General features: G+C 71.3%; 21 protein-coding genes. 8 read left to right on the top strand and 13 right to left on the bottom strand.

Annotated elements, in window-relative coordinates; translation table 11 throughout:
* Window positions 1-70 precede the first annotated feature (70 nt).
* Genes ACFRKB_RS03535 through ACFRKB_RS03515 form a run of 5 tightly spaced genes read left to right on the top strand, consistent with a single transcriptional unit; the run spans window position 71 to window position 3,483 of the window.
* Window positions 71-1,096, top strand: coding sequence for a radical SAM protein (locus tag ACFRKB_RS03535; RefSeq protein ID WP_383102939.1), 1,026 nt, complete (start codon window positions 71-73; stop codon window positions 1,094-1,096).
* Window positions 1,093-1,743: a nucleoside/nucleotide kinase family protein gene (locus ACFRKB_RS03530; protein WP_383102937.1), complete on the top strand. Its 651-nt coding sequence runs from the start codon at window positions 1,093-1,095 to the stop codon at window positions 1,741-1,743. Before ACFRKB_RS03535 ends, ACFRKB_RS03530 begins: the two co-directional genes overlap by 4 nt.
* A complete protein-coding gene (locus tag ACFRKB_RS03525; RefSeq protein ID WP_383102935.1) occupies window positions 1,721-2,227 on the top strand; it encodes a hypothetical protein in 507 nt (168 codons plus the stop codon). Before ACFRKB_RS03530 ends, ACFRKB_RS03525 begins: the two co-directional genes overlap by 23 nt.
* Window positions 2,224-3,021, top strand: coding sequence for an STM4013/SEN3800 family hydrolase (locus ACFRKB_RS03520; protein ID WP_383102934.1), 798 nt, complete (start codon window positions 2,224-2,226; stop codon window positions 3,019-3,021). Before ACFRKB_RS03525 ends, ACFRKB_RS03520 begins: the two co-directional genes overlap by 4 nt.
* Before the next feature lie 18 nt (window positions 3,022-3,039).
* Entirely contained in the window at window positions 3,040-3,483 is a 444-nt protein-coding gene (locus ACFRKB_RS03515; RefSeq protein WP_383102933.1) for an NUDIX hydrolase, read from the top strand.
* A gap of 149 nt (window positions 3,484-3,632) precedes the next feature.
* On the opposite strand, the gene ACFRKB_RS03510 is transcribed toward ACFRKB_RS03515, so the two are convergent.
* Window positions 3,633-5,456, bottom strand: coding sequence for a phosphoenolpyruvate carboxykinase (GTP) (locus tag ACFRKB_RS03510; protein WP_383102932.1), 1,824 nt, complete (start codon window positions 5,454-5,456; stop codon window positions 3,633-3,635).
* A gap of 273 nt (window positions 5,457-5,729) precedes the next feature.
* Here ACFRKB_RS03510 and trhA point away from each other — a divergent pair, with 273 nt between their 5' ends.
* Both trhA and ACFRKB_RS03500 read left to right on the top strand, forming a co-directional pair.
* A complete protein-coding gene (gene trhA, locus ACFRKB_RS03505; protein WP_383102930.1) occupies window positions 5,730-6,458 on the top strand; it encodes a PAQR family membrane homeostasis protein TrhA in 729 nt (242 codons plus the stop codon).
* Window positions 6,459-6,519: 61 nt separating this feature from the next.
* A complete protein-coding gene (locus ACFRKB_RS03500; protein WP_383102928.1) occupies window positions 6,520-7,143 on the top strand; it encodes a TetR/AcrR family transcriptional regulator in 624 nt (207 codons plus the stop codon).
* 75 nt (window positions 7,144-7,218) lie between these two features.
* On the opposite strand, the gene ACFRKB_RS03495 is transcribed toward ACFRKB_RS03500, so the two are convergent.
* The 11 genes from ACFRKB_RS03495 to ACFRKB_RS03445 form a co-directional block, all read right to left on the bottom strand.
* Window positions 7,219-8,574 (bottom strand): aldehyde dehydrogenase family protein, encoded by a 1,356-nt coding sequence (locus tag ACFRKB_RS03495; protein ID WP_383103278.1) that lies wholly within the window; start codon window positions 8,572-8,574, stop codon window positions 7,219-7,221.
* Window positions 8,575-8,594: 20 nt separating this feature from the next.
* Entirely contained in the window at window positions 8,595-10,355 is a 1,761-nt protein-coding gene (locus tag ACFRKB_RS03490; RefSeq protein ID WP_383102927.1) for an asparagine synthetase B family protein, read from the bottom strand.
* 83 nt (window positions 10,356-10,438) lie between these two features.
* Entirely contained in the window at window positions 10,439-10,969 is a 531-nt protein-coding gene (locus tag ACFRKB_RS03485) for a hypothetical protein (RefSeq protein ID WP_383102925.1), read from the bottom strand.
* Window positions 10,935-11,864 (bottom strand): hypothetical protein, encoded by a 930-nt coding sequence (locus ACFRKB_RS03480; protein WP_383102924.1) that lies wholly within the window; start codon window positions 11,862-11,864, stop codon window positions 10,935-10,937. The genes ACFRKB_RS03485 and ACFRKB_RS03480 overlap by 35 nt, the downstream gene beginning before the upstream one ends.
* Window positions 11,861-12,895, bottom strand: a complete 1,035-nt coding sequence (locus ACFRKB_RS03475; RefSeq protein ID WP_383102923.1) for a hypothetical protein — start codon at window positions 12,893-12,895, stop codon at window positions 11,861-11,863. Before ACFRKB_RS03475 ends, ACFRKB_RS03480 begins: the two co-directional genes overlap by 4 nt.
* Window positions 12,892-13,641: a cupin domain-containing protein gene (locus tag ACFRKB_RS03470; RefSeq protein WP_365973530.1), complete on the bottom strand. Its 750-nt coding sequence runs from the start codon at window positions 13,639-13,641 to the stop codon at window positions 12,892-12,894. Before ACFRKB_RS03470 ends, ACFRKB_RS03475 begins: the two co-directional genes overlap by 4 nt.
* Before the next feature lie 151 nt (window positions 13,642-13,792).
* Entirely contained in the window at window positions 13,793-16,177 is a 2,385-nt protein-coding gene (locus tag ACFRKB_RS03465; RefSeq protein WP_383103276.1) for a galactose oxidase-like domain-containing protein, read from the bottom strand.
* Window positions 16,178-16,251: 74 nt separating this feature from the next.
* On the bottom strand, window positions 16,252-17,517 hold the full coding sequence (locus tag ACFRKB_RS03460; protein WP_383102921.1) for a glycosyltransferase: 1,266 nt from the start codon (window positions 17,515-17,517) through the stop codon (window positions 16,252-16,254).
* The gene (locus ACFRKB_RS03455; RefSeq protein ID WP_383102919.1) at window positions 17,514-19,169 is read right to left on the bottom strand and encodes an ArnT family glycosyltransferase; all 1,656 of its coding nucleotides are present in this window, start codon (window positions 19,167-19,169) and stop codon (window positions 17,514-17,516) included. Before ACFRKB_RS03455 ends, ACFRKB_RS03460 begins: the two co-directional genes overlap by 4 nt.
* On the bottom strand, window positions 19,166-20,422 hold the full coding sequence (locus ACFRKB_RS03450; RefSeq protein ID WP_383102918.1) for a glycosyltransferase: 1,257 nt from the start codon (window positions 20,420-20,422) through the stop codon (window positions 19,166-19,168). Before ACFRKB_RS03450 ends, ACFRKB_RS03455 begins: the two co-directional genes overlap by 4 nt.
* A 206-nt stretch (window positions 20,423-20,628) precedes the next feature.
* Entirely contained in the window at window positions 20,629-22,701 is a 2,073-nt protein-coding gene (locus ACFRKB_RS03445; protein ID WP_383102917.1) for a thioredoxin domain-containing protein, read from the bottom strand.
* A gap of 127 nt (window positions 22,702-22,828) precedes the next feature.
* On the opposite strand from ACFRKB_RS03445, the gene ACFRKB_RS03440 reads away from it, so the two are divergent.
* Window positions 22,829-26,065, top strand: a complete 3,237-nt coding sequence (locus ACFRKB_RS03440) for a tetratricopeptide repeat protein (RefSeq protein WP_383102915.1) — start codon at window positions 22,829-22,831, stop codon at window positions 26,063-26,065.
* Between the two features lie 66 nt (window positions 26,066-26,131).
* Here the strand turns inward: ACFRKB_RS03440 and ACFRKB_RS03435 are convergent, their stop codons facing one another.
* A complete protein-coding gene (locus ACFRKB_RS03435) occupies window positions 26,132-26,404 on the bottom strand; it encodes a hypothetical protein (protein WP_383102913.1) in 273 nt (90 codons plus the stop codon).
* Between the last annotated feature and the right edge of the window lies 1 nt (window position 26,405).

The following is a 26,405-nucleotide window of genomic DNA, read 5'->3' as shown; positions in this document are numbered from 1 at the left end:
TGCCAAAGCGTGGATCTGTAGAACGCGAGCGGTATCCGCCGCGGCGCGTGCACTTTGTCTGGAGGTCAGGATGTACCCACTGCCCGATCCTGTTGCCGTCGCCGACGTCGACCGCACAGCCTTACAGAACTTCGCGGCCCTGCGTGGCCAGCTCCGTGTCTCCTTCACCCCGCGGTGCAACATCGCCTGCTGGTTCTGCCACAACGAAGGCGATGTGCCGCCCCCGTTGACCCGACACGACCGCTCGCAGCAGCCGCGCAGCCGCACGCTCACCCCGGACGGCTACCTGACACTGATCGATGCCCTGATGAACGCGGGGCTCAAACGCGTCTACTTCACGGGCGGAGAGCCCCTGACCTCCCCGATGGCCCGCACTGTTCTGGAGCGACTGCCTGAACACGCCTTGGACGCCTCGTACACCCTGATCACCAACGGCACCCGCATCCGCACTCACCAGTCCTGGCTGGCCCGCACCCGTCTGGACAAGGTGAAGGTGTCGCTGCATTACCTCTCCGACGACACCCTGCGCGCCATCGCCGGCACCCGCGTCGGCATCGACACCGTGATCGACGGCATCGAGGCAGCCCGCGAGACCTTTGAGCGGGTGGAGCTGAACACTCTGCTCCAGAAGGAGAACGCCCACGAAGTCGAGCACATTGTCGACTTCGCACTTGAGCGGCGCCTGCCGGTGCAGTTCATCGAGTTGGTCAGCACCGACTTCAACGAAGCGCGAGCCGCCTCCGCTGTGTCCGCCGACGCGATCGTGACCTACCTGCGCACGCTCACCTCGGACGAGCACGCCGAAGTCGTCGGTGTCGGGCAGGGCCGCCGCGTCTTCCGCGTCGACGGAGTCGAGATCGATGTGATCCATCGGAATCTGGGCCGCCACCACGTTGGCCAGTGCGGCACCTGCCCGCTGCGCGCGCAGTGCGTCGAGGGCTTCTGGGCCCTGCGCGTCGACCACAACGGAGGCGTACAGCCCTGCCTGCTCCGCGACGACCTGCGCATGAACGTCAACAACCTCTTGGCGAACCCGGAGCGCCTCGTCGAGGCCGTTGCCCGGCACATCACTCATTTCACCGAGGGGACCCTGTGAGCCTGCCGCCCGCCTACCAGCCCCTGTACGACGAGAGTCCGCGCAGTCCGTTCATCGTGCTCGAAGGCGTCTCAGGCATCGGGAAGACCACACTGACCCGTCTGCTGACGAAGCGCATGGGGGCAACCAGTGTGCACACGCTGCCGCGACCGCACACCGACTGGTCCTCAGCGGTGAACACCGAACTGCGGCCCCTGCCCCAGTTCGCGTTCTACCTGTCCGGCGTACTTCACGCCTCCGACTCGATGCGTCTGACTCGCGCCCTCGGCCCGGTCCTCGCCGACCGCTACGTCTCCTCCGTGATCGCCTGCCACGCGGCCGTACACCGCGTGGACGTCGACCACGTCACCCGTCTCCTGGAGCCGTTCCGCGCCTACCTGGAGACTCCTACCCACACCTTCTACCTGCGCTGCTCCGAGGCCACGCTGCGCGAGCGGCTGGCCGGCAAGGCGGACGTGAAAAGGGACGACACCGACCTCCTCGCCGTTCCGGGTCGTCTGCCCCAACTCCTGAAGAACTTCGCGACGGTGGCCGCCACTGACCGTAGTGCGATCTGGGTCGATACCGACGGCAAGACCCCCGAGACCCTCGCCGACTGGATCACCACCTACCTGGAGAACGAGCATGCTCAACCCCATCGACTCTGACGCTGTCATCCGCAACGGCGGCGCGGTCGGCCGGTTCCCTGGTCAGATCCACGAGGGTGTTGCCTGGTGGCTTGCTGCCTGCCTGGTCGTCACCCAGAAGGCGACACGCATCGCCGTGGCGCACGACGGACACCCTGCCACCACCGCGTTCGCCGACTCCTTCTGCCGCGGCGCGATCAACGCCCAGCACTACGCCTGCAACGTCCGCTACCTCGGCCACCAGACCGAAGACCGGCTGCTCCTCACGCTGAAGGACTTACGAGGAGTTCCCGGCGCATGGCTGTCCGTGGACGGCCCCGGGAACGACGTCACCGTGCACATCCGGCTCTACAGCCAGCAGGGCCGCCTCCTCGACGACTCCAACGGTCTGGCGGACATTCGACGCCTGATCGCCGAAGACCGCGTCCCGCTCCCCGTGAACACGCAGGCCAAAGGAACCATCGAGCCCTGGCATCCCCTGCTCACCGACGGAGACCGCCTGTGATCGACGCAGCCCAGATCATCGAATCCGGGACCGACATCCTGTTCGTCACCCTCGACTCACTGCGCCACGACGTCGCCCACAGCGCCCTCGGCGAAGGTCGCACCCCACGCCTCGCCGGTCTTCTGCCCGGCGGAAAGTGGGAGCGCCGGCAGACCCCCGGCACCTTCACCCTGCCCGCCCACATGGCGTTCTTCTCCGGCTTCCTGCCCAAGCTCCCACAGCCCCACCAACCGCCTCGGCTGTGGGAATGCCGCCCGCCGGCCTTCAAGACCGTCCCGCCCCAGACGTTCCAGTTCGACGCCCCCAATCTGCTCGACGGCCTGACCCTGCACGGCTACCGCACCGTGTGCGTCGGCGGCGTCACGTACTTCTCTGCTGAAACTCCCCTCGGATCAGTCCTGCCCGCCATGTTTCATGAAGCCCACTGGCGGCCCGAGTTCTGCTCCCCGGAGATCGATTCCACCCGCCATCAGGTCGACCTTGCCCTCGAACTCGCCGACACATACGACGGACGACGCCCACTGTTCCTGTTCGTCAACATCTCCGCCACGCATGTACCGCACGGGCACTACCTCAACAGCAGCGCGGACACCACGGCTTCGCAGACCGCGGCCCTCGCGTATGCCGACGCACACCTGGGGCGGCTGCTCGACGGACTCACCGCAAAGAAACAGTGGCTGGTCATCCTGTGCGCCGACCACGGCGACGCGTACGGAGACGACGGCTACCACGGGCGCGGCATCGCTCACCCCACGGTGTGGAACGTGCCGTACGCGGCCTGGGTGCACGGCTGACCGCTACGCTCGGGCCCCATGAGCGAGGGAGTAACGCGCGATGCCTCCGTGGTCGTGGCGCGCGACGCGGATGGCCTGGTCGCCCTGCTGAGCGCCCACTTTCCTGCCCACGGAGGCGAATACCTCTTCCTGCCCGGCGGACGCCGCGAAGACGGCGAAACCTCCTGGGAATGCGCACGCCGGGAACTGCGCGAGGAAGCAGGCGTCACCGCCGAATCATGGCGCCCGCTCGGCTCGTACGCCATGACGCTGGGCTCCACCGCCCGCGTCCACCTGTTCGAGGCGCGTGAACTCACCTGCGGACCCCAGGAACTCACCCCCACCGAAGCCGACTTCAAGCTCACGTGGTGGCGCGTCGGCGATGCCCTCACAGCCGCGGAAGAAGGCCGTTTCCTGCTGCCCGCCGGGCCACTGGCCCTCCTACTGGCCGACCGGAACGCCACCGCATGGACGCCAACTTAGGCGACGACTCAGGCGACGGAGTCATGTCGTCCCCTGCCGCACTCGACGCATACGGTCACGGCCGGGACGGTGCCCCGGGACCGCCGCACCCCCGGAGCCGTGCGGGGGCTCCGGGGGTGCGGGTCAGCGGGTGCCGGTGGGGCGGCGGGTCAGCTCAGGCGCTCGACCAGGGCGTGGTACTCGTCCCACAGCTCCTTGGGCGCGTGGTCGCCGAAGGTGTTGAGGTGCTCGGGGACGAGCGCCGCCTCCTCGCGCCAGACCTCCTTGTCGACCGAGAGCAGGAAGTCCAGCTCGGGGTCCGACAGCGCCAGGCCCGCGGTGTCCAGGGCCTCCTTGGTCGGCAGGATGCCGATCGGGGTCTCGACGCCCTCGGCCTTGCCCTCCAGCCGCTCCACGATCCACTTCAGGACGCGGCTGTTCTCACCGAAGCCGGGCCAGACGAACTTGCCCGCCTCGTTCTTGCGGAACCAGTTCACGTAGTAGATCTTCGGCAGCTTCGACTGGTCTTTGCCGGCACCGACCTTGACCCAGTGACCCATGTAATCCCCCATGTTGTAGCCGCAGAACGGCAGCATGGCGAACGGGTCGCGGCGCAGCTCGCCGACCTTGCCCTCGGCGGCCGCCGTCTTCTCGGAGGCGACATTGGCTCCGAGGAAGACGCCGTGCTGCCAGTCGAAGGACTCGGTGACCAGCGGTACGGCGGAGGCGCGGCGGCCGCCGAAGAGGATGGCCGAGATCGGGACCCCCTTGGGGTCCTCCCACTCGGGCGCGATGATCGGGCACTGCCCGGCCGGGACGGTGAAGCGGGCGTTGGGGTGGGCGGCGGGCGTGCCGGACTCCGGTGTCCAGTCGTTGCCCTTCCAGTCGGTGAGATGGGCGGGCGGTTCCTCCGTCATGCCCTCCCACCAGACGTCGCCGTCGTCGGTGAGCGCCACATTGGTGAAGACCGAGTTGCCCCACATCGTCTTCATCGCGTTGGCGTTGGTGTGCTCGCCGGTGCCGGGCGCGACACCGAAGAAGCCCGCCTCGGGGTTGATCGCGTAGAGCCGGCCGTCCTCACCGAACCGCATCCAGGCGATGTCGTCGCCGATGGTCTCCACGGTCCAGCCGGAGATGGTGGGCTCCAGCATGGCGAGGTTGGTCTTGCCGCACGCGGAGGGGAAGGCCGCGGCGACGTACTTCGACTCGCCCTGCGGGGGCGTGAGCTTGAGGATCAGCATGTGCTCGGCGAGCCAGCCCTCGTCACGCGCCATGACGGAGGCGATACGCAGCGCGTAGCACTTCTTGCCCAGCAGGGCGTTGCCGCCGTAGCCGGAGCCGTACGACCAGATCTCGCGGGACTCGGGGAAGTGCGAGATGTACTTGGTCGAGTTGCACGGCCACGGCACGTCCGCCTCGCCCTCGGCGAGCGGCGCGCCCAGCGTGTGGACCGCCTTCACGAAGAAGCCGTCGGAGCCCAGTTCGTCGAGGACCGGCTGTCCCATGCGGGTCATGGTGCGCATGGAGGCCGCGACATACGCGGAGTCGGTGATCTCGACGCCGATCGCGGAGAGCGATGAGCCCAGCGGGCCCATGCAGAACGGGACGACGTACATCGTCCGGCCGCGCATCGAGCCGCGGAAGACACCCTCGTCCCCCGTGAAGATCTCCCGCATCTCCGCCGGCGCCTTCCAGTGGTTGGTCGGGCCCGCGTCCTCCTCCTTCTCGGAGCAGATGAAGGTGCGGTCCTCGACGCGCGCCACATCGGTGGGGTCGGAGGCGGCGTAGTAGGAGTTCGGCCGCTTGACCGGGTCGAGTTTCGTGAAGGTGCCCTTGGCGACGAGCTCCTCGCACAGGCGCTCGTACTCGCTCTCGGACCCGTCGCACCAGACCACCCTGTCCGGCTGCGTGAGTGCTGCGATCTCGTCCACCCAGGAGATCAGCTCCTGGTGGTTGGTGGGGACGGTAGTGGGAGCCGCGATGTCGCGCGCCACGATTGCTCCTTGATGAGGGTGTTTGAGGTTGTGCCCCTTGGGGGCTGCGACCCGGATGCTTCGTAGCCGCTCATCCGGTGCCGACCGCACTCATTTGATCATCCGACTCATCCGCCCATCTGTCCAGAGGGCCTCACACGTGAGCATCGCCACTCGCGCGGCACGCACACGTCATCTCGACGGCACATACATGGCACCCCGGATCTTCCGGCCAGTCCGTAAGGATCTTCCGTACCAGGTCGTAACCTACGGGCCCGTAGGTAGCATGAAGTCATGACTAACGCCGCTCCCGATCCGCTCGACAACCCCTCGCGGACCGTCCCCCAGCACGCGGAAGGGGGGCCCGTCGAGATCCAGCTGCCGAGCCCGGTCAAGCCGAAACTGCGCGGCTGGCTGCACGCGGGGATGTTCCCCGCCGTCCTGATCGCGGGGCTGGCCCTGATCGCCCTGACCGACTCGACCCGCGCGCGGATCGCGTGCGGGATCTACGTACTCACAGCGTGCCTGCTCTTCGGCGTCAGCGCGATATATCACCGCGGCACCTGGGGCCCGCGCGGCGAGGCCGTCCTGCGCCGCCTCGATCACGCCAATATCTTCCTGATCATCGCGGGCACCTACACCCCGCTGACCATGCTGCTGCTGCCCGACTCGACGGGCCGGACCCTGCTCTGGGCGGTGTGGGCCGCCGCCGCCGCGGGCATCGCCTTCCGGGTCTTCTGGGTCGGGGCGCCGCGCTGGCTCTACACCCCGTGCTATATCGCGATGGGCTGGGCCGCCGTGTTCTTCCTGCCCGACTTCATGCGCGCGGGCGGGATCGCCGTGCTCGTGCTCGTGGTCGTCGGCGGGCTGCTCTACAGCGCGGGCGGCGTGATCTACGGACTCAAGCGCCCCAACCCGTCACCGCGCTGGTTCGGCTTCCACGAGGTGTTCCACTCCTTCACCCTCGCCGCGTTCGTCACGCACTTCGTCGGTATCTCGCTCGTGGCGTACCAGCACTCCTGACGCACGGGGATCCCGGTCCGCTCATGGCCCCGGCGCCCCGGGATGCCCGACAATGAGGAGCATGGCCGCCCTCTCTCACACTCCCCTCACCACGCAGCAGCCCCAGCCCGGCCTGCGTGAACGCAAGAAGCGCAAGACCAGGGCCGCGATCCGCAGAGCCGCCTACGGACTGATCGCGGAGCAGGGGTACGAGGCGACGACCGTCGAGCAGATCGCGGAGGCGTCGGAGGTCTCCCCGTCCACCGTCTTCCGCTACTTCCCGACCAAGGAGGACATCGTCCTCACCGACGAGTACGACCCGGTGATGGCGTCCGTCCTGCGCTCCCGACCGGCCGGTGAATCCCCCCTCGAATCCATTCGCTTCCTCTTCGACCAGACGCTTCAGTCCATGCTGACGAGCGAGTACGACGAGGCGATACAGCGCACGAAGCTGATGGTCGAAGTCCCGGCCGTGCGTGCCCGGATGACCGAGACCATGTCGGTGTCGGCGAAGCTGCTCGGCGATGTGCTCGCGGAGCGCACCGGCCGCGCGCCGGACGATCTGGAGCTGCGGATCTTCATCGCGGCCATGCTGAGTGTGGTGCGCGAGGTCACTCTCTACTGGGGCGAGCGCGGTAACCAGGACGATCTGCGCGTCCTGGTCCACGACGCCCTGGACAGCGTCGCCGACGGTCTGCGTCTCTAGGTCTTGTCCGGGTCCATCGGCCCCGGCCGCCGGGGGCTTGCCGCTGGGAAACCCAGGGCCTCGCCCACCTCCCCCTCAGCGGAAGCGGGGCGTCAGCGTCAGACGCGCCGTGATCGTCTTCGGGCGCTGGTACTCGTGCAGGGCCAGCGTGCTCAGGTCCGTGCCGTGCCCCGACGAACCCCGGCCGCCGTGCGGCAGTTCCGCCGTCTGGACCAGATGGCAGTTGAGCCAGACCTCGCCCGCGTTCAGCCGGCCGGCCAGGTCGAGCCCCGCCGCCACGTCCCGGGTCCATACGCTGGCGGCCAGTGCCTGCGGAACGCCGTTCGCCAGCGCCACCGCGTCTTCCACGCTCTCCGCCGCCTGCACCGTCAGCAGCGGGCCGAACACCTCGTCCACCACCGCCGGATCGTCGTCCGGCAGGTCGGCGAGCACGCACGCGGGCCGCCAGAAGCCGCCCTCCTCGCCCGGGTCGAGCGCGCTCTCGGCCGTGGCCGTCACCTTCGCCGCCGAGGCGGCGACGATCCGGTCGTAACGCGCCGCCTGGTCCGCGCTGTTGAGCGGGCCGAAGTCCCGGCCCGCCCGGCGCTCCCGCATCGCGTCGCCGAGCAGGGAAACGGCCGCCTCGTAGTTCTCGCGGAGCGTGATCACCCGCGCCGGGACGGCGCAGCTCTGGCCCGCGTTGTACGTGGTCGCGAGCGCCAGCTCCGTCCAGGTGTCCTCCGGGGCGTCCGGCAGGACGACGACCGGGCTGTTGCCGCCCAGTTCCAGGCTGACGCGCCGGGTGCCCGCGCGCGCCGCCACATCGGCCCCGGCCGCCGCGCTCCCGGTGAACGCCACCATGTCGATCGCGCCGCCCACCAGCAGCCGCCCGGTCTCCCGGTCGCCGGGCAGCGTCCGCACGACCGCCTCGCCCAGCGCCTCCCTCGCGTGTTCGGCGAGCAGCAGCAGGGAGTCGGGGGTGGTCTCGGCGGGCTTGACGACGACGGTGTTCCCGGCGGCGAGCGCGGGCGCGCAGCGCCATGTGGCCATCATCAGCGGATAGTTCCAGGGGACGACGACCCCGGCCACACCGAGCGGTTCCCAGCGAACCCAGCTCTCGTGTCCGGCGACAAAGCCTCCGGCGGCGGGCGCGGGCTGGGTGCGCGCCGCCCAGGCGTAGAACCGGAACAGGTCCGCCGCGTTCGCCACCTCGCCGGCCGCCTCGTGCGCCGGCTTGCCGGTGCCCGCCCGCTCCAGAGCTGCGTACTCTCCGGCGTGCTCCTCGATCAGCCCGGCCAGCCGGTCGAGCGCCCGGGACCGCTCCCTCGGGGTGCGCGCCCGCCAGCCGTCGAAGGCCCGGCGGGCCGCGCCGATGGCGGCGGTGACCTGCGGGCCTCGCGCGACGGGCGAGCTGCCGCGTATCCGGCCGGTACGGGGATCGACGAGCGGCACGGTGTTCAAGGAAGCCTCCATCAGCTGACGTCGTAGGCGCGCAGCCACAGTTCGAGGGTGAGCACGAGCCACAGTTTGCCGCCCTGCCTGGGCAGCAGCGTGCCCTCCCCCCGCATCCACGAGCGCACCGTGTCCGGCCGGAACAGCCCCCGGGCGCGCGCCTCGCGGCCCAGCAGCAGATCGCCCGCCAGCTCCCGCAGCGGCCCGCCGAGCCACTGCTGGACCGGCACCCGCATACCGCTCTTCGGCCGGTCCACGACCGTGTCGGGCAGCAGGTCCCGTACGGCCTCCTTCAGCACCCACTTCTCGGCCGCGCCGTGCAGCTTCCACCGGGGCGGCGTGGCGAAGGCGTGGTCCACCACCCGGCGGTCGAAGAGCGGGGCGCGGCCCTGGATCCCCTGGGAGGCGGTGAGCCGTTCGACCTTGGTGAGGATGTGGTGGGCGCCCTTGGTACGCAGATTGCAGTGCAGCAGCTGGTTGAGCAGATGGTCCATCCTGCCGTCCCGGGCCGCGGGCCGCAGATACGGGGCGACGAACCGCTCGGGCCCCGGCGCGGTGGCCAGGGCGTCCAGCGCGTCGGCGGTGAGCAGTTCGGGCAGATCGGTGAAGCATTTGCGGTACGAGCGCAGATACGCCGTCTCGCGCGCGTCCTCGGCGTCACCGCCCGCCACCTCGCCGCGGTGCATCTCGTACACCAGCATGGGCAGGTTCTTCGGCCCGCCGAACACCGGGTCGCCGCCCTCGCCGTTGAGCACGACCCCGAGCCCGTCGCCCGCCACGGCCTCGGCGAGCATCAGATTGGGCACGGTCAGCGGGTCGCCCACCGGGCTGTCGAGCAGCGCGGCGGCCTCCGCGAGCCGCGCGGCCACCGCGTCGCCGGACACGGTGAGCACCCGGTGGCGGGTGTGGCAGTGCTGGGCGACCAGGCCCGAGTACCCCAGCTCGTTGGGGAGTTCGTCCCCGAAGCTGATGGAGTACGTGTGCACGGGATGGGCGTGCAGCTTGGCGGCGAGCGCGGTCACCAGCGAGCTGTCGACCCCGCCGGAGAGCAGCACCCCCACGGCCTCGGCCTCCGGCAGCCGGCATGCCGTGGCGTCCTCCAGCAGCTCGCGCAGGCGCAGGGCGTAGCTCTCGGGCGGCGCGCCGTCGTCCTCGATCAGCTCCCGGGGCTCCCAGTAGTGCTCCTCCGTGACGGCCCCGTCCGCCGCGAGCCGCAGACAGCGCCCGGGGAGCACTTCGCGTACGCCGCGCAGCAGCGTCTCCTCCCCGGGGAGGTAGGCGAAGGTCAGGAAGGAGCGTACGGCGGCCAGTTCGAGGCCGGTGCCGAGCGCGGGCCAGCGGCGCAGGGCGCGCAGCGAGGTCGACGCGGCCCAGCAGCCGTCGGCACGGGCGTAGAAGAGCGTACGGGCGCCCATATGGTCGCGGATCAGGACCAGTTCACCGGCGTCGTGGACGGCGAGCGCGAACATGCCTTCCGCCGCCCGGATCCCGGCCGCGCCGAGCCGTACCCAGCAGCGCAGCAGCAGCTCGCCGTCCGGGCAGCCGGGCGGGGCGGGGGCACCGGCACCGGCGAGCGCGGCGAACAGCTCGGGCCGGTTGTGGAGGGTGACCTCGCCGACGGCGGTACGGCCGTACGCGGTGAACGGGCCGGTGGCGGGGCCCGGTTCGTCCTCGATCAGCGCCGCGCCCGGCGCACCGGCGCCCACGGCGGAGCCCATCGCCGCGAGATGTCCCGCCGCCCGTTCGGGTGTCGCCGCCAGGCAGGCACAGAAGCGCGCCACGGTCGCCCCTCCTCTCAGTTCCCCTCGATGCACGAATCCCTACGGTCTCTCCCACCGGCGGGCACGGCCGGCCGGACGCCGGATCACCCGAAGTCGTCGTCGCTCCAGCCGCCGTCGTCGTCGGAGTTCCAGCCGTCGCCCGCGTCCCAGTCGCCGCTGTCGCCGCCCGCGTCGCCCCCGCCGGAGGAGTTCTGGGCCGCCGCCTGCTGTTGCTGCTGCTGGCGCAGTTCCTCCTCCTCTTCGGGCGTGAGCTGCTCCGGCGGGAGCTGGGCGGCCGTGAGGGCGAGGGTGACCAGCCCGAGCCCGCCCAGCAGCACGCCCATGCGCCCGCCGAACGAGGTCCTGTTGACCAGGACCGTGCCGCCCCGGTCCCAGACCGTACGGCCGTAGCCGATGTCCCGGCCGTAGGTCACCCTGCCGTCGGAGTAACTGCGCTTGATGACGCGCCCGCCCAGCAGTTCGTCGGTGCCGGCAGCGCCCTGGTTGTCGTGCCAGCGCACGCGCGTGCCGCCGTCGCGCCGCCGCCACTCCTCACGTCCGTCCTCGTAGCGGCGGTGGACGCTGCTGTCGGCGAGCAGCTCATCCCTGTACGGGGTCTCGCGGGGCCGGTTCATCGCCTGTAGTCCTCGTATCCCCTGGTCGGTTCGTCGGCCATGTCATGAATCCGGCCGTACGCAGCTCACGCAGCCCGGTCCACACCGAGGGGCCGGGCGTCCTCGGTCCGCGTACGAGCCGCAGCACGGTACGCAGCAGCCGGGCCGGTGGGACGGACTCCACCTCGGCGTAGCGCCCTTCGGCGAGCCAGTCGCGCTCGCGGGGTTCGAGCGCGGCGGGCAGTGCGGGCGCGCCGGGGTCCGGTGCCGGGCCGCGCGGCGCGATCAGATGCAGCGCGGTCGCGTGCCGGGGCACGAGGCCCATCGAGGAGACCCGTACGCCGGGGACCGCGTCACGCACCCGCGCGGTGAGCGCGATGCCGTCCGCGCTCGCGTCGTGCAGTACGTGCACGGTCGCGCCGTCCACCCTGCCGAGCCCGGTCACCAGCCGGGGGTCGAGGGGCAGATCGTCGGCGGCGAACACCGGGCAGGCGGCCTCCAGATGCACATCGTTGGCGAGGAGCATCCGGGCCACCTGGCGGCTCTGGCACACGAGCAGCCGGGGCAGTCCGTAGTCATAGAGATCGGGCTCGGAGGGCTCGGAGGGCTCTGCGCGCTCCGAGGGCTCGCGACGCGCGGGGGCCGGAGCGGCGGCAGGCCCGGACGCCAGCAGTCCCGGCACCGCCCCGTACCGCCGCAGGGCCTCCTCGTACCGCTCGTACCGTACGGGCGGCGCGGGCGTCAGCGGGAGCCTGCGCGGGACCGCGCGCAGCGGGCGCAGGACGCGGCACATCTCGTAGTACAGCTGACGCTCGGTGAACCGGATCCGGCCGGGCGCGCCCGCGCGCTCGACGGCGGTGGCGAGGGCGCGGTCGAGCAGCCGGTCGCCGATGCCCGCGGCGACGCGTGGGGTCATCGGCCGGCCTCGCCGGGCCAGGTGAGGAATCCGACGGCCTCCGCCTCGCGCCGCTCGGGGTCCGTACGCGTCGTGGCGGCCACGCGTTCGACGGTCCTGGTGACGGCCGCGTACAGCCTGGCGGGCCGGACGGCGACCAGGGAGACGGTCCAGCCCCTGGCCAGCCACTCCAGTTCGGCCTTGGTGAGCGTGCCGCTCCCGCCCAGCCACTGGACGAGGTCCCGGGCCGGCTTGTCGCCGCGCCGCGCCGGCACGCCCGGCGTACTCATGACGGCGCGCGGCGGCAGCCCCGCGTCGATCACCGTACGGCCGGGCAGCTCCTCACGCGCCCGCATGACGAGCCGGCAGCCCGGCGCGCTCGCGTCGTGCAGGACGACGACGGGCATCCCCTCGGGCAGCCGCTCGATCTCGGTGGCGACGACGACTCCGTACCGCTCCGGTATCCCGTTGGCGACCACGAAGGCGGCGACGGCCCGGTCGGGACAGAGCAGCGCGATCCGCGCGCCCTCCGGCACATGGACGGTCCGGTACGGGAAGTCGTCCACGACCCCGGACGGCAGCGAACCGTACACATCCGTCCAGTCGTTGCGTATGAGCGAGCGGAATCCGCTGAGCGGATCCGTCGTCTGCTGCTTCCGGCCGCCTATCAGGGCCGCGAGCATACCGATGACGAAGATCAGGACGAGGATTCCGCCGGCGATGACGAAGCCGTCCATGTCCGCGGGGCCCAGTCCGGCGACCAGCAGGATGGTGCCGACCAGCAGCGGGACCCACAGACATCCCAGGGCCTCCACGACCGGGCTCTGGCTCTTGCCCGCCGTCCTGGGCAGCGCCGCGGCCCCGAGCTGGTTGACGGAGATCTTCAGCCGGCCGCCGTCGGTGCGCTTCTCCAGCAGGCGGCGCAGCCGCAGGTCGCTCATCCGCAGCGAGTTGGTCCTGGGCTCCAGGGCGAAGCGCCGGTCGCACCGGGAGCACGTGCGGTTGGGCCGCTCCTTGTAGAGCAGGTTCGCCGAGCAGAACGGGCAGATCATCGTGGGCCCTCCAGCGCGGACGCGGCGCGCCGGAGCCCGGCGGCGAGCCGCTCCCGCACGGTGGTGGCGCCGATGCCCCTGACGCGCTGGATTCGTTCGATGTCGCGCAGCGCGGCGGCCAGCAGCCCGTAGTCGGTGCCCACGCGCGTGACGGTGCCGAGCGTGCCGTGGCCGTGCCGTACGCCGTCGTCACTGGCCTCGTCCACGGCGCGGCGCTCGGCCTCGTCGGCGGTGATCGCGTAGTCCTCGTGGTCGATACCGAAACCGGTGTTGGCGGCGAGGATGTTGAGCGGTTTCGAGCCGCGGTTGGCGAAGGAGTGGGGCATCATCTCGGGGATCCGGATCATGGCCCCGGGGAACAGCCGGATCTCGGTGACCCGGCCGCGCGGCGCGTCGTAGAGACCGCAGGCGGCGTGACCGAGGCTCAGCACGATGTGCTCGCCGCCGTGCGCGTGCGGCGTGAACGCGCTGCGCGGGCCGACGACCCCGAGCTTGAACGTGGCGTTGGACGGGCGCTCGGGCGAGGTCCGCGCGTCACCGACGAGATAGTGGGCGAACTGCCCGTCGTCGATGAAGCGCAGGAACTCCTCGCTCGGGCCCAGCTCGCGCGCCCCGTCCCGGTCGGCGAACAACACGCTGCCCTCGGGTTTGAGATGGAACAGCTCCACCCCGTGGGGCAGGTCGCGCGACAGCCGTTCCATGCCTCGCAGCCCGGGTGTGCCGGAACCGGATTCCACGTCGGACATCAACGCCCCCCTCGCGTTGTCGACCACGATCGCATCGTAGGACCGCGACCGGGAACAGCTGGAACAGATGATATGGCGGAGCACTGACATCGCAATGAAGTGCGAAAGGGCGCGTACGCGGTGAAGTGCCGGGCGCCGCGTACGCGTTGCCTCAGCGCCGCGTCCCCACGTCCCCCTTCCCGCACGCCGTCCCGTCCCCGTCCGGGTCCAGCCGGAGCGGATCGTCCCCGCCGTTGACCCTCAGCCGCCCGTAGTCGTTCGCCGCGAGCCAGTCGCAGCGCGCCTTCGTCGTCGCCGCCTTCGTGCTCCCGCGCACCGTCTCGGGGAAGACCGTCGGTACGCAGACGTCCGCCGTGCCGTAGTGCCGGTCGCACCCCGCTACCCGCGGGCTCACCGGCGCCGAGGTCCGTTTCTTCCGCGGCTTCTCGGGGCTCTTGGCGAGTTCGCCCGCGAAGTCGTGGACGTGCGCCGACTCCGCCGCCTCGGCCGCGAGCGCCGGCGGCCCGCCCAGCTGGACCCACTCGGCCACCGAGGGAACGCCGTTGGCGTCGACCGCGAAGAGCATGTACCAGCCGGGAGGCGCCAGATTCGGGTTGCTCGTGACATTGAGATCGACGGTGTTCCCGTCCACCGAGAGCGGCAGATCCACGAACCGCTGATTGGGGTCGGAGGAGTGGGTGACCGCGGCCGGCCGGATCAGCTCGGCCTTGGCGATCGGCCGGTCGACCGTGATCCGCTGCGTGTCTCCGTACAGCCACTGGTTGTCGGGCAGTGATGTGATCCGCGGACGGGGCCCCTTGAGGAGATACGGCGGGGTGTAGAGCGACACCCGGTGGTTCCAGGAGCCGTTGCCCGGGTTGTCGCCGGTCGTCATCACCCGGCCGTCGGGCAGCAGGAACGCCGACGAGTGGTAGCCGCGCGCCTCCGGGTCGGCCGCCACCGGATCGAAGGTGTCCGTCACCGGGTCGAACAGCGAGGACTCGTAGACGGGGTTGGCGCGGTTGTGCAGCGCGCCGCCCGTCTCCAGGACCTTGCCGTCGGGCAGCAGCACGGCGGAGCCGTACATCTTGCCCTGCGCCCCCGTCTGCGGCTGGGGTCCGTTGCCGAGGTCGACCGTGCCCTGCGGCAGCGACGGGCCCGGTGTGTAACGGGGGTTGGGCTGCTTGAGGTCGATCAGGTCCGTCAGCCGGTTCGCCTCCGGGTTGGAGTCGATATTGCCGCCGCCGATGGTCAGCACCCGCTGGTCCTGCGCGGGCGGCAGCAGCACGCTGGCCGACTGGTCGCGCTCGTCCTTGTTCTGGAGCCCCGGGATGTCGGTCACCGTGTTGGCGTCGTAGTCGTAGACCGACGAGCCGGTGCCGGGCGTGCCGTTGCCGAAGACATGGCTGCCGGAGTAGAAGAGCCGTCCGTCCTGCATCAGGATCATCGACGGGTACAGCCCCCAGTACGACCAGGTCTGGTTGACCTGTCCGGTCGGCAGCCACTTGTCCTGCGCCGCCGACCAGCGCTCGGCGGTCACCGAACCGCTGGAGTCCTCACGCAGCCCGCCGAAGGACATCACATCGCCGTTGCCCATGATCGTGGCCGACGGATACCAGTGCCCGTCGTTCATGTCGTTGGTCCTGGTGTACGTCTCGGTGGCGGGGTCGAAGACGTACGAGTCCTTGAAGCCCTGGTAGCCGACCGTGCCGTCCGCCGACGGATAGCCCTTGTTGCCGCTCATCACCAGCACCCGGCCGTCGGAGAGCTGGACATGGCCGGAGCAGAACATGTCGTCGGGGGTGGGGACCGTACGGTACGAGCCGTCGGCCGGGTCGTAGACCGCGGAGGTGAACGTACCGGCCTCGAACATCTCCGGGTCGTTGCCGGAGCCCGCGATCAGCAGCACCTTGCCGTTGTGCAGCACGACCGAGTGCATCGAACGCACCGGGTTCTCCGTCGGCAGCACCTGCCAGCGGCCGTTGGCGCACTCCTCGGCGGTGCCGGTGCACTCCGGTTCGACGGGCGGCGGGGCGACCTCCTCCATCACATAGTCATCGGTGGTCACACTGCCCGTGCCGTACACCGACACGCCCCAGCTGATCCGGTCGGTGCCGGGCGGGATGACGGGGGTACGGACCTCGGCCCGCTGGTAACCGGCGCTCGGCTCAAGGGTTTTGAGGTCGGTCCAGTACTGCCAGCCGGCCGTGGTGTCATGCCGGAAGAGCGTGATCGCGGCGTCGGGGGTCGTCGACTTGTACCAGAGGGACAGGTCGTACTGCCGCTCCGGCACCACCGCGGGCGCGCACTGCGCGGACTCCGTGATCAGCGCCTTGCGGTCGCCGTCGGTCCGGCGGGTCAGCGTGACCCGCAGCGCGGCGGTTCCGGAGTGGGCGTCGGCGACGGTGTCGAAGGAGAAGTCGTTGTCGCCCCAGCCGGACCGCTCCCAGCAGTACGGCATGCCGTCCGTGCCGGGCGTCTCGAACCCGGGGTTCCTGACGAGGTTCGCCCCGGCCGCCGCGGGCTGCTGGGTGGCGAACAACAGGCCGCCGGTCATGGCGAGGAGGGCGAGAAGGGCGGTACGGCGCGACGTACGGAACCGGCGCGGTGAGACACGGGCGAGGACGGGGCTCATCGGCGCACGCTCCCCTCGGTACGCGCGGCCGGCGCGTCACTCGTGACATGGGCCTGAGCGCGCCCCGCGCGCCCGCCCGGCCGCTGCCGCTGCCGCTTCCGCTTCCGCTTCGGCAGATAGACCAGCGCCTCCGTCCCCACGAACCGGAGCACGAACGTCGCCAGCAGCGCGCACGCGGTCGCCGTCAGCACGCCCATCCCGAGCCGCCCGACGAACAGCGCGATCAGCGGGATACGGAGCAGCAGATCGGCGTTGGCGAGCAGCGCGAACCGGCCGATCCGGTCCGCCCAGTGCCGGTGCGCCCGCCGGTCGCGGAACAGCAGCACCTCGATCAGCAGGAAGTTCCACAGGACACCGAACTGGTTGGCCACCACCTCGGCCGGCAGATAGTGCACCCCGGCCGCCGTCAGCCCGTGCAGCGCGAGCAGGTTCGGTACGAAGCCGGTGAGCCCGATCAGTCCGAAGGCGATCATCCGGGGCAGAGGCGCGGCCGTACGCAGCTCCACGAGGTGGCGCAGGAAGCGCAGTCCCTCCTTCGCGGTGGACTTCGACTCGCCCGCGAACCGGTCGCGGAAGACGAACGGCACCTCGGCCGGCCGCTCGGGCCGGCAGCGTACGGCCAGCTCCAGCAGGATCTTGTAGCCGAGCGGACGCAGCGCCTCGGGGGTGACGGCGGAGCGCCGGATCGCGAAGAACCCGCTCATCGGGTCGCTGATCCCGCGCAGCCCGGCCGGGAAGATCCCCTTGGTCAGCCAGGTCGCCGCGCGGGAGACGGCGACGCGGTAGCCGCCGGCCAGTCCGGCCCGGCTGCCGCCGTCGGCATAGCGGCTGGCGACGACGAGATCGGCGGAGGCCCGCTCCCCGGCCGCGACCAGATCGGGTACGAGCGCGGGCGGATGCTGGAGATCGGCGTCCATGACGACGATCCAGTCGGACCCGGCGGCCTTGAGCCCTTCGACGACCGCTCCGCCGAGACCGCCCTCGGGCCTCTCGCGGTGGATGACACTCACCGGGAACGGGCAGTCCTGTGCGGCGGATGCGATGACCTCGGGGGTGTCGTCGGTCGAGTCGTCGACGAAGAGCACCTCGCAGGGCAGCCTGGCCGGTACGGCGTCGGTGAGCTGCCGCAGCAACTCCCGTACGTTCGCCGACTCGTTGAAGGTCGGGATGATGACGGTGACGGCGCCCGGCTCGGCGACGACGGTCGCCTCCAGCTCCGGTTCACCGCGCTCCCCGGCACCGATGGGGGGAAGAATGCTCATCGCGCGTCGCCTCCCGCGATCTGTCGGATCTCGATCCGGTCCTCGCCGTCGCCGAAGACGGCGACGGCGGTCGAGTGCTCCAGCGCGTCCCGCACCATGGGCAGATCGCGCGCGTCGCGCCGTACGGTCGGGGACGCGACCACATAGTCCAGATCGCGCCAGCCGTCCGGCATGGTCCTGGTGACGGCCGGGTCGAGGTCGGCCTTGTAGAACCAGATCGCGCCGAGCCCCGGCTCGTACCCGGCGTGCACCAGGTCCAGCCAGAGCGCGTCATCGACCAGCACCCGCGCCCGCGACGGGTCGGGCACCTCCGTCGCCATCCAGGAAGCGGCCTGCTGATAGGGGGCGTTGGCGTCGGCCGTCAGCGCGGTGCGAGCGCCGTCGTACCACCGGGGTACGACGACGGCCAGCGCGGTCACGGCGAGCGCCGCCAGCGCCGTCCAGCGGAGGGTGGTGAGCGTACGGCCCTCCCGCGGGCCGCGCCGTCTGCGCAGGATCGCGTGGGTGACGGACGCGGCGCCGCCCGCCAGCACCAGCGCCAGGAACGGCAGCCCCTGGATGACATACATCGCGGGCAGATAGCCGGACGGGCGCAGGGCGACGGCGGTGAGGATCAGCACGGCCAGCGCGGGCCCCGCGAGCGCCCGCGCGGTGACCGACCAGCGCAGGGTGAGCGTCAGCAGGACGGCGCCCGCGATCCCGCCGAGCGGCAGCACCCGGTCGTAGTACAGCCAGGACTGGAGCACCTCGTACGAACCGCTGCCCGGGTCGAGGACGAAGCCGGATCCGGGCCTGCTCATCTGGTACGTGATGCCGTCCCAGAGCGAGACATGGCCGTCGCCGGGCAGCAACTCCCCCTTGAGCAGGGCCATCAGCGGATAGCAGAGCCCGACCAGCGCGCACGCGGTGACCGCGCCGGTCACCGCGAACTTCCGGGTGTCGCGATGGCTGTGCCGCCATAACGTCACGAGCAGCGCGGGCAGGACGACCAGCATGGTCTCCTTCGTGAGCACCCCGACGGCGGCGGCGAGTCCGGCCGCGAAGTGGTGCCACAGATGCCTGCTGGGCGAGGCCGCGAGACAGAACGCGAGCAGCATCCACATCACGGCGATGTTGTCGAGGAAGATCTCCCGCTGGAGCACCACGGAGAGCGGCGAGAGCCCGAACAGGACCATCGCCAGTCCGGCGGCCCAGCGCGGCAGCCGGAGCCGCCGGGCCAGTACGTAGAGGAAGACCGCGCTCGCCGCGCTGACCAGCAGCATCGCGAGGCGCATCGGGGCGACCGTCATCGTCTCGGGTGAGAGGAGCGAGGGCAGCCAGGTCAGAAGGGCGATCTGCATCCAGCCGAGCGGCGGATGGTCGTACCAGTAGGTGTAGTGGGCGAGGCCCCTGCCCTCCTGGACGGCCCACGCCTGGGCGAGATAGGTGCCCTCGTCGTCGCTGAGCGCCGGATAGTGCTGGATGTTCCAGCCCTGGACGAGCAGGATCGCGACGAGGAGCACCCCGCACAGGAGCAGATCGGCGCGGGAGCGGCGGAAGCGTACGACCGGGCGGACGGTGAGCCGGGTCCCGCTGCCGCCGCGGGCATGTCCCGGCTGCGCGGGGACGGTGGCCGGCTGCTCCGTCGTCACCGCGGGGAGGGTGGAGGTCACGCGTGGACGTCCTCTCGGATGAGATGCGCGCCGACATGACTGGTCAGCTCCCAGTCGCCGCGCCCCCGTTGCTCGCGCCAGACGGCGCGGATCGCCGCGCCCGCCAGGAGCACCTGGTAGAAGGGGCCGCCGATGATGAGCTTCAGATAGTGCGTGAGCCGGACGCGCAGTCCGTACTGCCTGCCGAAGTCATGGAGCCCGACGACCTCGAAGACGAACGTCACCATGGCGGTGACCAGCGGCAGGAACGTCACGAACGCGACCGTCACCGGTACGTCGAGGAGGAGCGCGACCGCCACGTTGAGCGGGATGATCAGACCGGTGAACGCCTGGAGGAAGGGTGTCATCAGCGTGTAGCGGGCGAGCATCCGCTGCCCGCGCGTGGGCAGTTGGCGCCAGTCCCTCTTGCGGTACACCTGGAGGAAGCCCTGGTTCCAGCGGGTGCGCTGTTTGAGCAGGGCCAGGAGCGAGCCCGGGGTCTCCTCGCGGGTCACCATGTCGGAGTCGTACGCGACGACGACCTTCTTGCCGGCGCTGGAGAGCCGTACGCCCAGATCGCAGTCCTCCGCCAGGCAGTTCTGGTCCCAGCCGCCCGCCTCGCGCAGCACGTCGGTCCGGACGAAGACGGTGTTGCCGCCGAGCGGGATGAAGCCCTTCTGGGCGTGCAGATGGAGCCGGCTGCGGAACCAGAAGAAGTACTCCAGGCAGTTGCGCAGGCTGTACCAGCTGGAGTGGAAGTTGATCAGCTGGACGCCGCCCTGGACGACATCGGCGCCGGTGGTGCGGAAGGCGTGGTCGACATGGGTCAGCAGCTCCGGATGGACCTGGTCCTCGGCGTCGAAGACCCCGACGACCTCGCCGGTGCAGTACGGCAGCGCCGTGTTGAGCGCCTTGGGTTTGTTCTTGGCCTCATGAGTGTCGACGACGACCCTGACCCGGTGCGGGGCGCGGGCGGCGGCCCGTTCGGCGACCGCCGCGGTCTCCGGGTCGTCGTGCCCGACAATGACGATGATCTCGAACGCGCTGTGGCCGGACTCCAGCAGCCGCTCGATGGTGTGCTCCAGTACGGCCTGTTCATGACGGGCCGGCAGGAGCAGCGAGAACGAACTCTCGCGACCCCCGTCGGGCCGGTCGAACCTGGTCGCCGCCAGCGTTTCCGGCGTACGCCAGGCATGCATCTGCCACCAGAGCGTGAACGCGGCCATCCAGAACAGCGCCAGTGAAATGGCAGCGATGAATAAGGACGTGAACACATGGCCCCCCTCGGCCAGGGCCCGCCGCGGCAGGCCCCCCTGGCCGTCGGCAGACCCCTGCATCCCCCTCGTGCGCACAGTCCCCCCGTGCGCACCTGTTGTGACTCTTGTGGAGACAATAAGGGGGACCTGTGACCGCCGGGGGGCCGATTGGGTGAATTCTGCGTTTCAGGCCGATTCACCACCCGTCGGAAATCGGCCATACGTTACTCGAAAACGCCCAACTCTCCCTTTAGTGCGCTTACTTCCGTCATCGGCGCGGCACAGACGAACCTGCGGCACACATACGCGGCGGCCTCCCCGCCGACCAGCGGACGGTCCGCCAGCAGCGGGAACTCATCGCTTCCGGCCACTCCCGCCGCGACGACGGCGCCGGGCGCGGTGCCCAGCAGGGCCGTACGGTGCAGCGCGCTCCACTCCGGCCCGTTCCCGCCCGCCGCAGCCGCCGCACCCTCAGCCGCTGTCCCCGGCGTCTCCACGACCGCGATCTCGCGCGGCCCGTCGAGCAGCGCCTCGGCCACCGCGAGCCCCCAGCCGATGAAGCGCGGCGCCCGCGGCCCGAGCGCCTTCACCACGCCCAACGCCCCTTCGGCGGCCGTGCGATGGGGCTCGGAGCCGGTGTGCGCGGCATACGAGAGGAGCGCCCCGGCGGCGGCCGTCCAGCCGGACGGTGTGGCGTTGTCCGTGGGGTCCTGGGGCCGCCTGATCAAGTGTTCGGCGTCGTGCGCGGTGTCGTACAGCGTCCCGCTCTCGGCCACGAACTGGTCGAGCACAATGTCCAGCAAGAACCCGGCGAATTCCAGCCACGCCCCCTCGCCGGTGACCCCCGCGAGCGTCAGAAAACCCTCGGCGACATCGCCGTAGTCCTCCAGCACCCCCGCGTTGGCGCCGGCGCGGCCGTCCTTCGACGTACGGGCGAGCCGCGCCGCGTCGTCCAGATGCACCCGCACCAGCAGATCGGCGGCCTCGGTGGCGCGTTCCACCAGATCCGGCCGGTCGAAGTAGGCGCCGGTCTCGGCCAGCGCGGCGATCGCGAGCCCGTTCCAGGCGGCCACGACCTTGTCGTCCCGCCCCGGCCTCGGCCGCCCGTCGCGCGCCGCGAGCAGCCGCCGCCGTACGGAGTCGACCCGCTCGGCGTCCACCACCCCGCCGTCCAGCGGCAGTTGCAGCACGGACGCGCCCTCCTCGAACGTGCCCTCCTCCGTCACCCCGAAGTACCGCGCCGCGAAGGCCGCGTCCGGCTCCCCCAGCACCTCGCGCAGCTGGTCCGGCGTCCACACGTAGAAGGCGCCCTCCACATGCGCGCCGCTGCCGTCGTCGCTGTCCGCGTCCAGCGCGGAGGCGAACCCGCCCTCGGCCGTGCGCAGTTCACGCACCATGAAGTCGGCCGTCTCCAGCGCCACCCGCCGCGCCAGATCGGATCCGGTGGCCCGCCACAGATGCGCGTACACCCGGCACAGCAGCGCGTTGTCGTACAGCATTTTCTCGAAGTGCGGCACCGTCCACTCACGGTCCACCGAATACCGGGCGAACCCGCCGCCCAGCTGGTCGTAGATCCCGCCCCTGGCCATCGCCTCACAGGTGTCGGCCGCCATCTGGAGCGCGCCCTGCGCGCCGGTACGGGCGTAGTGGCGCAGCAGGAACTCGACCACCATCGACGGCGGGAACTTCGGCGCCCCGCCGAACCCGCCCCGTACCGCGTCGTACTCCCGGGTCAGCGCCAGCAGCGCCTGCGCCAGATCCTCCTCACCGGGCACCCCCTCCCCCCGGTACGCGAGCGACCGCCCGGCCAGCTCCCCCACGATCCGCGCCGCGACCTCCGCGATCTCCCCGCGCCGGTCCCGCCACGCGGCACTGACCCCCTCCAGGACCTGCGGGAAGGACGCCATGCCGTGGCGGGGCGCGGGCGGGAAGTACGTACCGAAGTAGAACGGCTCCCCGTCCGCCGTCAGAAACACCGTCATCGGCCACCCGCCCTGCCCGGTGGCCGCCTGGACGGCCTCCATGTACACGGCGTCCACATCGGGCCGCTCCTCGCGGTCGACCTTGACGTTGACGAAGTGGGCGTTCATGTACCTGGCCGTCGTCGGGTCCTCGAAGCTCTCGCCCGCCATCACATGGCACCAGTGACAGCTGCTGTACCCGACACTCAGCAGCACCGGCACATCCCGCCGCCGCGCCTCCTCGAACGCCGCGGGCGACCACGGCCACCAGTCGACGGGGTTGTCGGCGTGCTGGAGGAGGTACGGGGAGGTCTCATGGGCCAGTCGGTTCGCCATGCGTCCCATCCTGCCGCAGCCCGCGGGCGACCGCGGAAGACACACGCACCGGCGGGCGCCCCTCGCGCTCGCGCCGCGCACGCAGGACAATGTCGGTTCTCACCCATGCTCTCGGAGGGGGACGCATATGCGGGAAAGCCACCGGGCCGAAGCCGAAAGGCTGTTGGTACGTGCCGTGGAGGAAGAGGTACGGCGCTCCGGCGGGCGGACCGAGGGGAACACACTGCTGGCCCGCGGGCGCGGCGCCCTGGATGCCATGGCCGCGGGTGCGGACGAGGAGTACGCCGCGTACGTACGGGCGCTGGACGCGGAGCGCGCCGAGCGGCCTCCGCTGTCGGAGCGGTTCAGCAGGCAGTCCCTCGGAACGCCCGCACTGGTCACGTCCGTCGCCGCCGTCGCCGCCGTCGGCGCGGATGTCGCGCTGGGCACCGCCACGGGCATCGCGCTCAGCGCCGGAGCCGTCGTCGCGGTCGCCGGGGCCGCGACCACCGTCGCCAAGGTGACCGCCTCGCACTGGCCGGCCGCGCACCGCAGGGCCGGGGCCGCCGGCCAGCCGGGCGGCACCGAGCAGTTGCGGCTCCAGTGGCTGACGGCGCTGGAGGTACGGGGCATCCGCCCGTTCCTCGACCAGCAGCGGGTGCTGACGTCCGCGACCCGGCGCACCGCCAAGAAGCCCACCGTCGTCCCGCAGCTGCGCGGCGGGGACCGCAGCGCGGCCGCCCGCCGGCGCAGCGTGCTGGAGCAGTCCTTCGGTCATCTGCCCGAGCCGGACGGGCCGTTCGCCGGACGGCGCGCGGCGATGGCGCAGATCGCGCAGTGGGTGCACGCGGCCCGCGTGTCGACGGAGACGAAGCCGACGGTCGTGGTGCTGTACGGCGCCCCGGGCTCCGGCCGTACCGAACTCGCCGTACGGGCCGCGCATCAGCTCAAGGACCAGTTCAGGGGCGCCTGCGTGGTCGACCTGCGCGGCGGCGGCTCCTTCGAGGCGCCGCTGTCGACCCGTGACGCGCTGCTGCATCTGCTCAACCGGCTGGGCGCGCCGCGCGAACAGCTGCTGTTCCGCGAGGGGTCCTCCCCGGAGCAGCAGCTGCGCCGGCTGAACGAGCTGTACCACCAGCATCTGACGGGCCTTCCGGTGACGGTCGTCCTGGACGACGCCTCCGATCCTGAGCAGGTGCGGACGCTGGTGCCCGAACGGTCCGACAGCCTGGTGCTGGTGACGGCGCGCGAACGGCTCGCTCTGCCGGACGACGTACCGGCCTGGGTGCACCAGCTGCCCGTCGAGCCGCTGGACACGGCGGGCGCGGAAGAGCTGCTGCGGGCCGTGGCCGGACCGTCCGCCGCGTCGGCGGAGGGACCGTACGACGCGCAGTCCACCGACCGCGTCGGCGAGTTGTGCGGCGGTCTGCCGCTCGCCCTGCGGATCGCCGGGTCCTCGCTCGGGGAGCGCACGGCCCAGCAGCTGGCCACGGACCTCGACGCGTACGGCCCGGTCGACCCGGTCGAACGGGCCCTGTGGGTGCGCTACACCGACCAGAGCGACCAGGCCCGCAGACTGCTGCGCCGCCTCGCGCTGGCCGGCCGCGCCTCCCTGGGCGCGGCAGCGGCGGCGGCGCTGCTCGCGACGGACGAGCAGGAGGCGAGCCGACTGCTGGCCGAGCTGTCCCGGGCGGGGCTGATCGACCACGTACGGGCCAGCCGCTACCGGCTGCACGACGTCGTCAGGATCTTCGCGCACTCACGGCTGCGGGACGAGGAGGGCGCCGAGGACCGAACGGCCGCCCAGGAGCGGCTGATCCGGAACTACGGCGAGCTGGCCGACTCCGTGATCCGGCTGGTCGACGGCAAGACCTCCACCCGCGCGGACCTCTTCAAGACCGCCGCGGGCGCGCACGGCTTCTCCTCGCTGGAGTCCGCGCTGCGCTGGCTGGACGACGAGTCGAGCTTCATCACGGCCGCGCTGCGGCACGCCGAGGGCGTCGACCAGCAGGCCGTACTGAACCTGCTGGGCGCGCTCTGCGACTACTGCCTGCTGCGCGGCGACCTCTACCGGCTGGGCGAGATCAACGAGCTGACGCAGGCGGTGGGCCAGGGGCTGCTGCTCCGCTCGGTCCAGTGGCGCACGGGCATCGCGGCCCGCCAGCTCGGCGAGCTGGACAAGGCGCGTACGACTCTGACCACGGTCGTCGGTCTCTACCGGGAGGCGGACCACGACGCGGGCGCCGCCCGCGCGCTCTGCTCGCTCGGCATCACCCTGCACCACCAGGGCAATCTGACCGAGGCGTCGGCGAAGCTGCGCGAGGCACTGGCACTCCAGTCCCCTGAACCGCTGGCCGGTGACCGGGGCTGGACGCTGCACGCCCTGGCGGCCGTCGAACGCGACCGGGGTTCGGTGGCCGAGGCGCTCACGCTCCTCTCCCGCGCGCTCGTCCTGCACCGTGAGAACGAGTCCCTGCACGGCGAGGCGTGGACGCACTTCCAGCTGGGCCAGCTGTACCTGCGGCTGGGCGAGGTGGCGCGGGCGGAGGCGGAGCTGCGCGCGGCCCTCGATCTGTACGGCAGGACCCGTGACGGCCGCGGCGAGGCATGGGCGATGACCCAGCTCGCCCGTACCCGCCTGGTGGACGGCGACCCGGCCCCGGCGGTCGGCGAACTGCGCGACGCCCTCGCCCGCCACCGCGACAACGAGGACGCGCGCGGCGAGGCGTGGACGCTCTACTACCTGGGCCAGGCGCTGGAGGAGACCGGCGACCGCGACCAGGCGGTACGCGAACTGGAGCGGGCGCGCACGATGTTCTCCCGGATGCGCGACGTGTACGGACTGGCCTGCGCCCGGCACCACTCGGGCCGGGTCACCCGCGACCAGCGCGCCGCCCAGACCGGCAACCTCCGCAACTCGGGCTTCGCCCGCCAGCTGCTCACCGACGCCCGCGCGGACTTCCGCCGCATCGGCGTCGCCCACGGCGAGGCGTGGACCTGTCTGGAGCTGGCCATCATCGACGCCGGCAACAACCGTCCGGGCCAGGCGCTCCAGCTCTGCGACGAGGCGGCGGCCCTCTTCGCCTCGTACGACGACCACCGCGGCGCCGACTGGTCCCGCTTCCTGCGCTGCACGCTCCTGCCGTACGCCTCGGCGGGCGGCATCGAGGTCGGCTCGGTCGTCGCCGAACAGGAACTCTCCGAGCTCTCGGCCGCGGGCCACGCCTTCCGCGACGGCAAACTCGCGGAGTCCGTGGCAACGCTCGGGGTCATGCTGGGCCGGGGCGTACGGCTGGAGGACGGCTGGCAGGCCTGGCACCTGGGGATGGTCCCGAACCGCCACGCACGGGAGGTGATGGGCGTACCGGTGACGGCCGTCACATGACCATCGCCTGTGGCCCCATGACACCCGCGGGTGTCATGGGGCCGGGCGCGGGAAGCGAAGGCCCCGCTACTCGCCCTGCGAGGCGGCCGGCTTCGGCTCGCTCTTCGCGGACTGCGCCGCGGGCTGCTCCGGGGACTGCGCGGACGCGGCGGGCGTCTGCGCCGGGGTCTCCTCGAAGTTGACCATGCTCATGTGCCGGTTCATCGACTTCATCAGCATCCACACGCCCCCCGCCATCACCGCGAACACGATGAACCCGAGCACACCGGGCGTCACCTTGTTCTCGTCGAGCTCCTTGGCGAGAGGAGCCGCGAACGCCATCGCCTGAGTCGCATACATA

Source organism: Streptomyces scopuliridis (genome assembly GCF_042790125.1).
GTDB classification, from domain to species: Bacteria; Actinomycetota; Actinomycetes; order Streptomycetales; family Streptomycetaceae; genus Streptomyces; species Streptomyces scopuliridis_A.
Note: the sequence above shows the minus strand (reverse complement) of the source record. Positions and strands in the feature narration are given on the sequence as shown.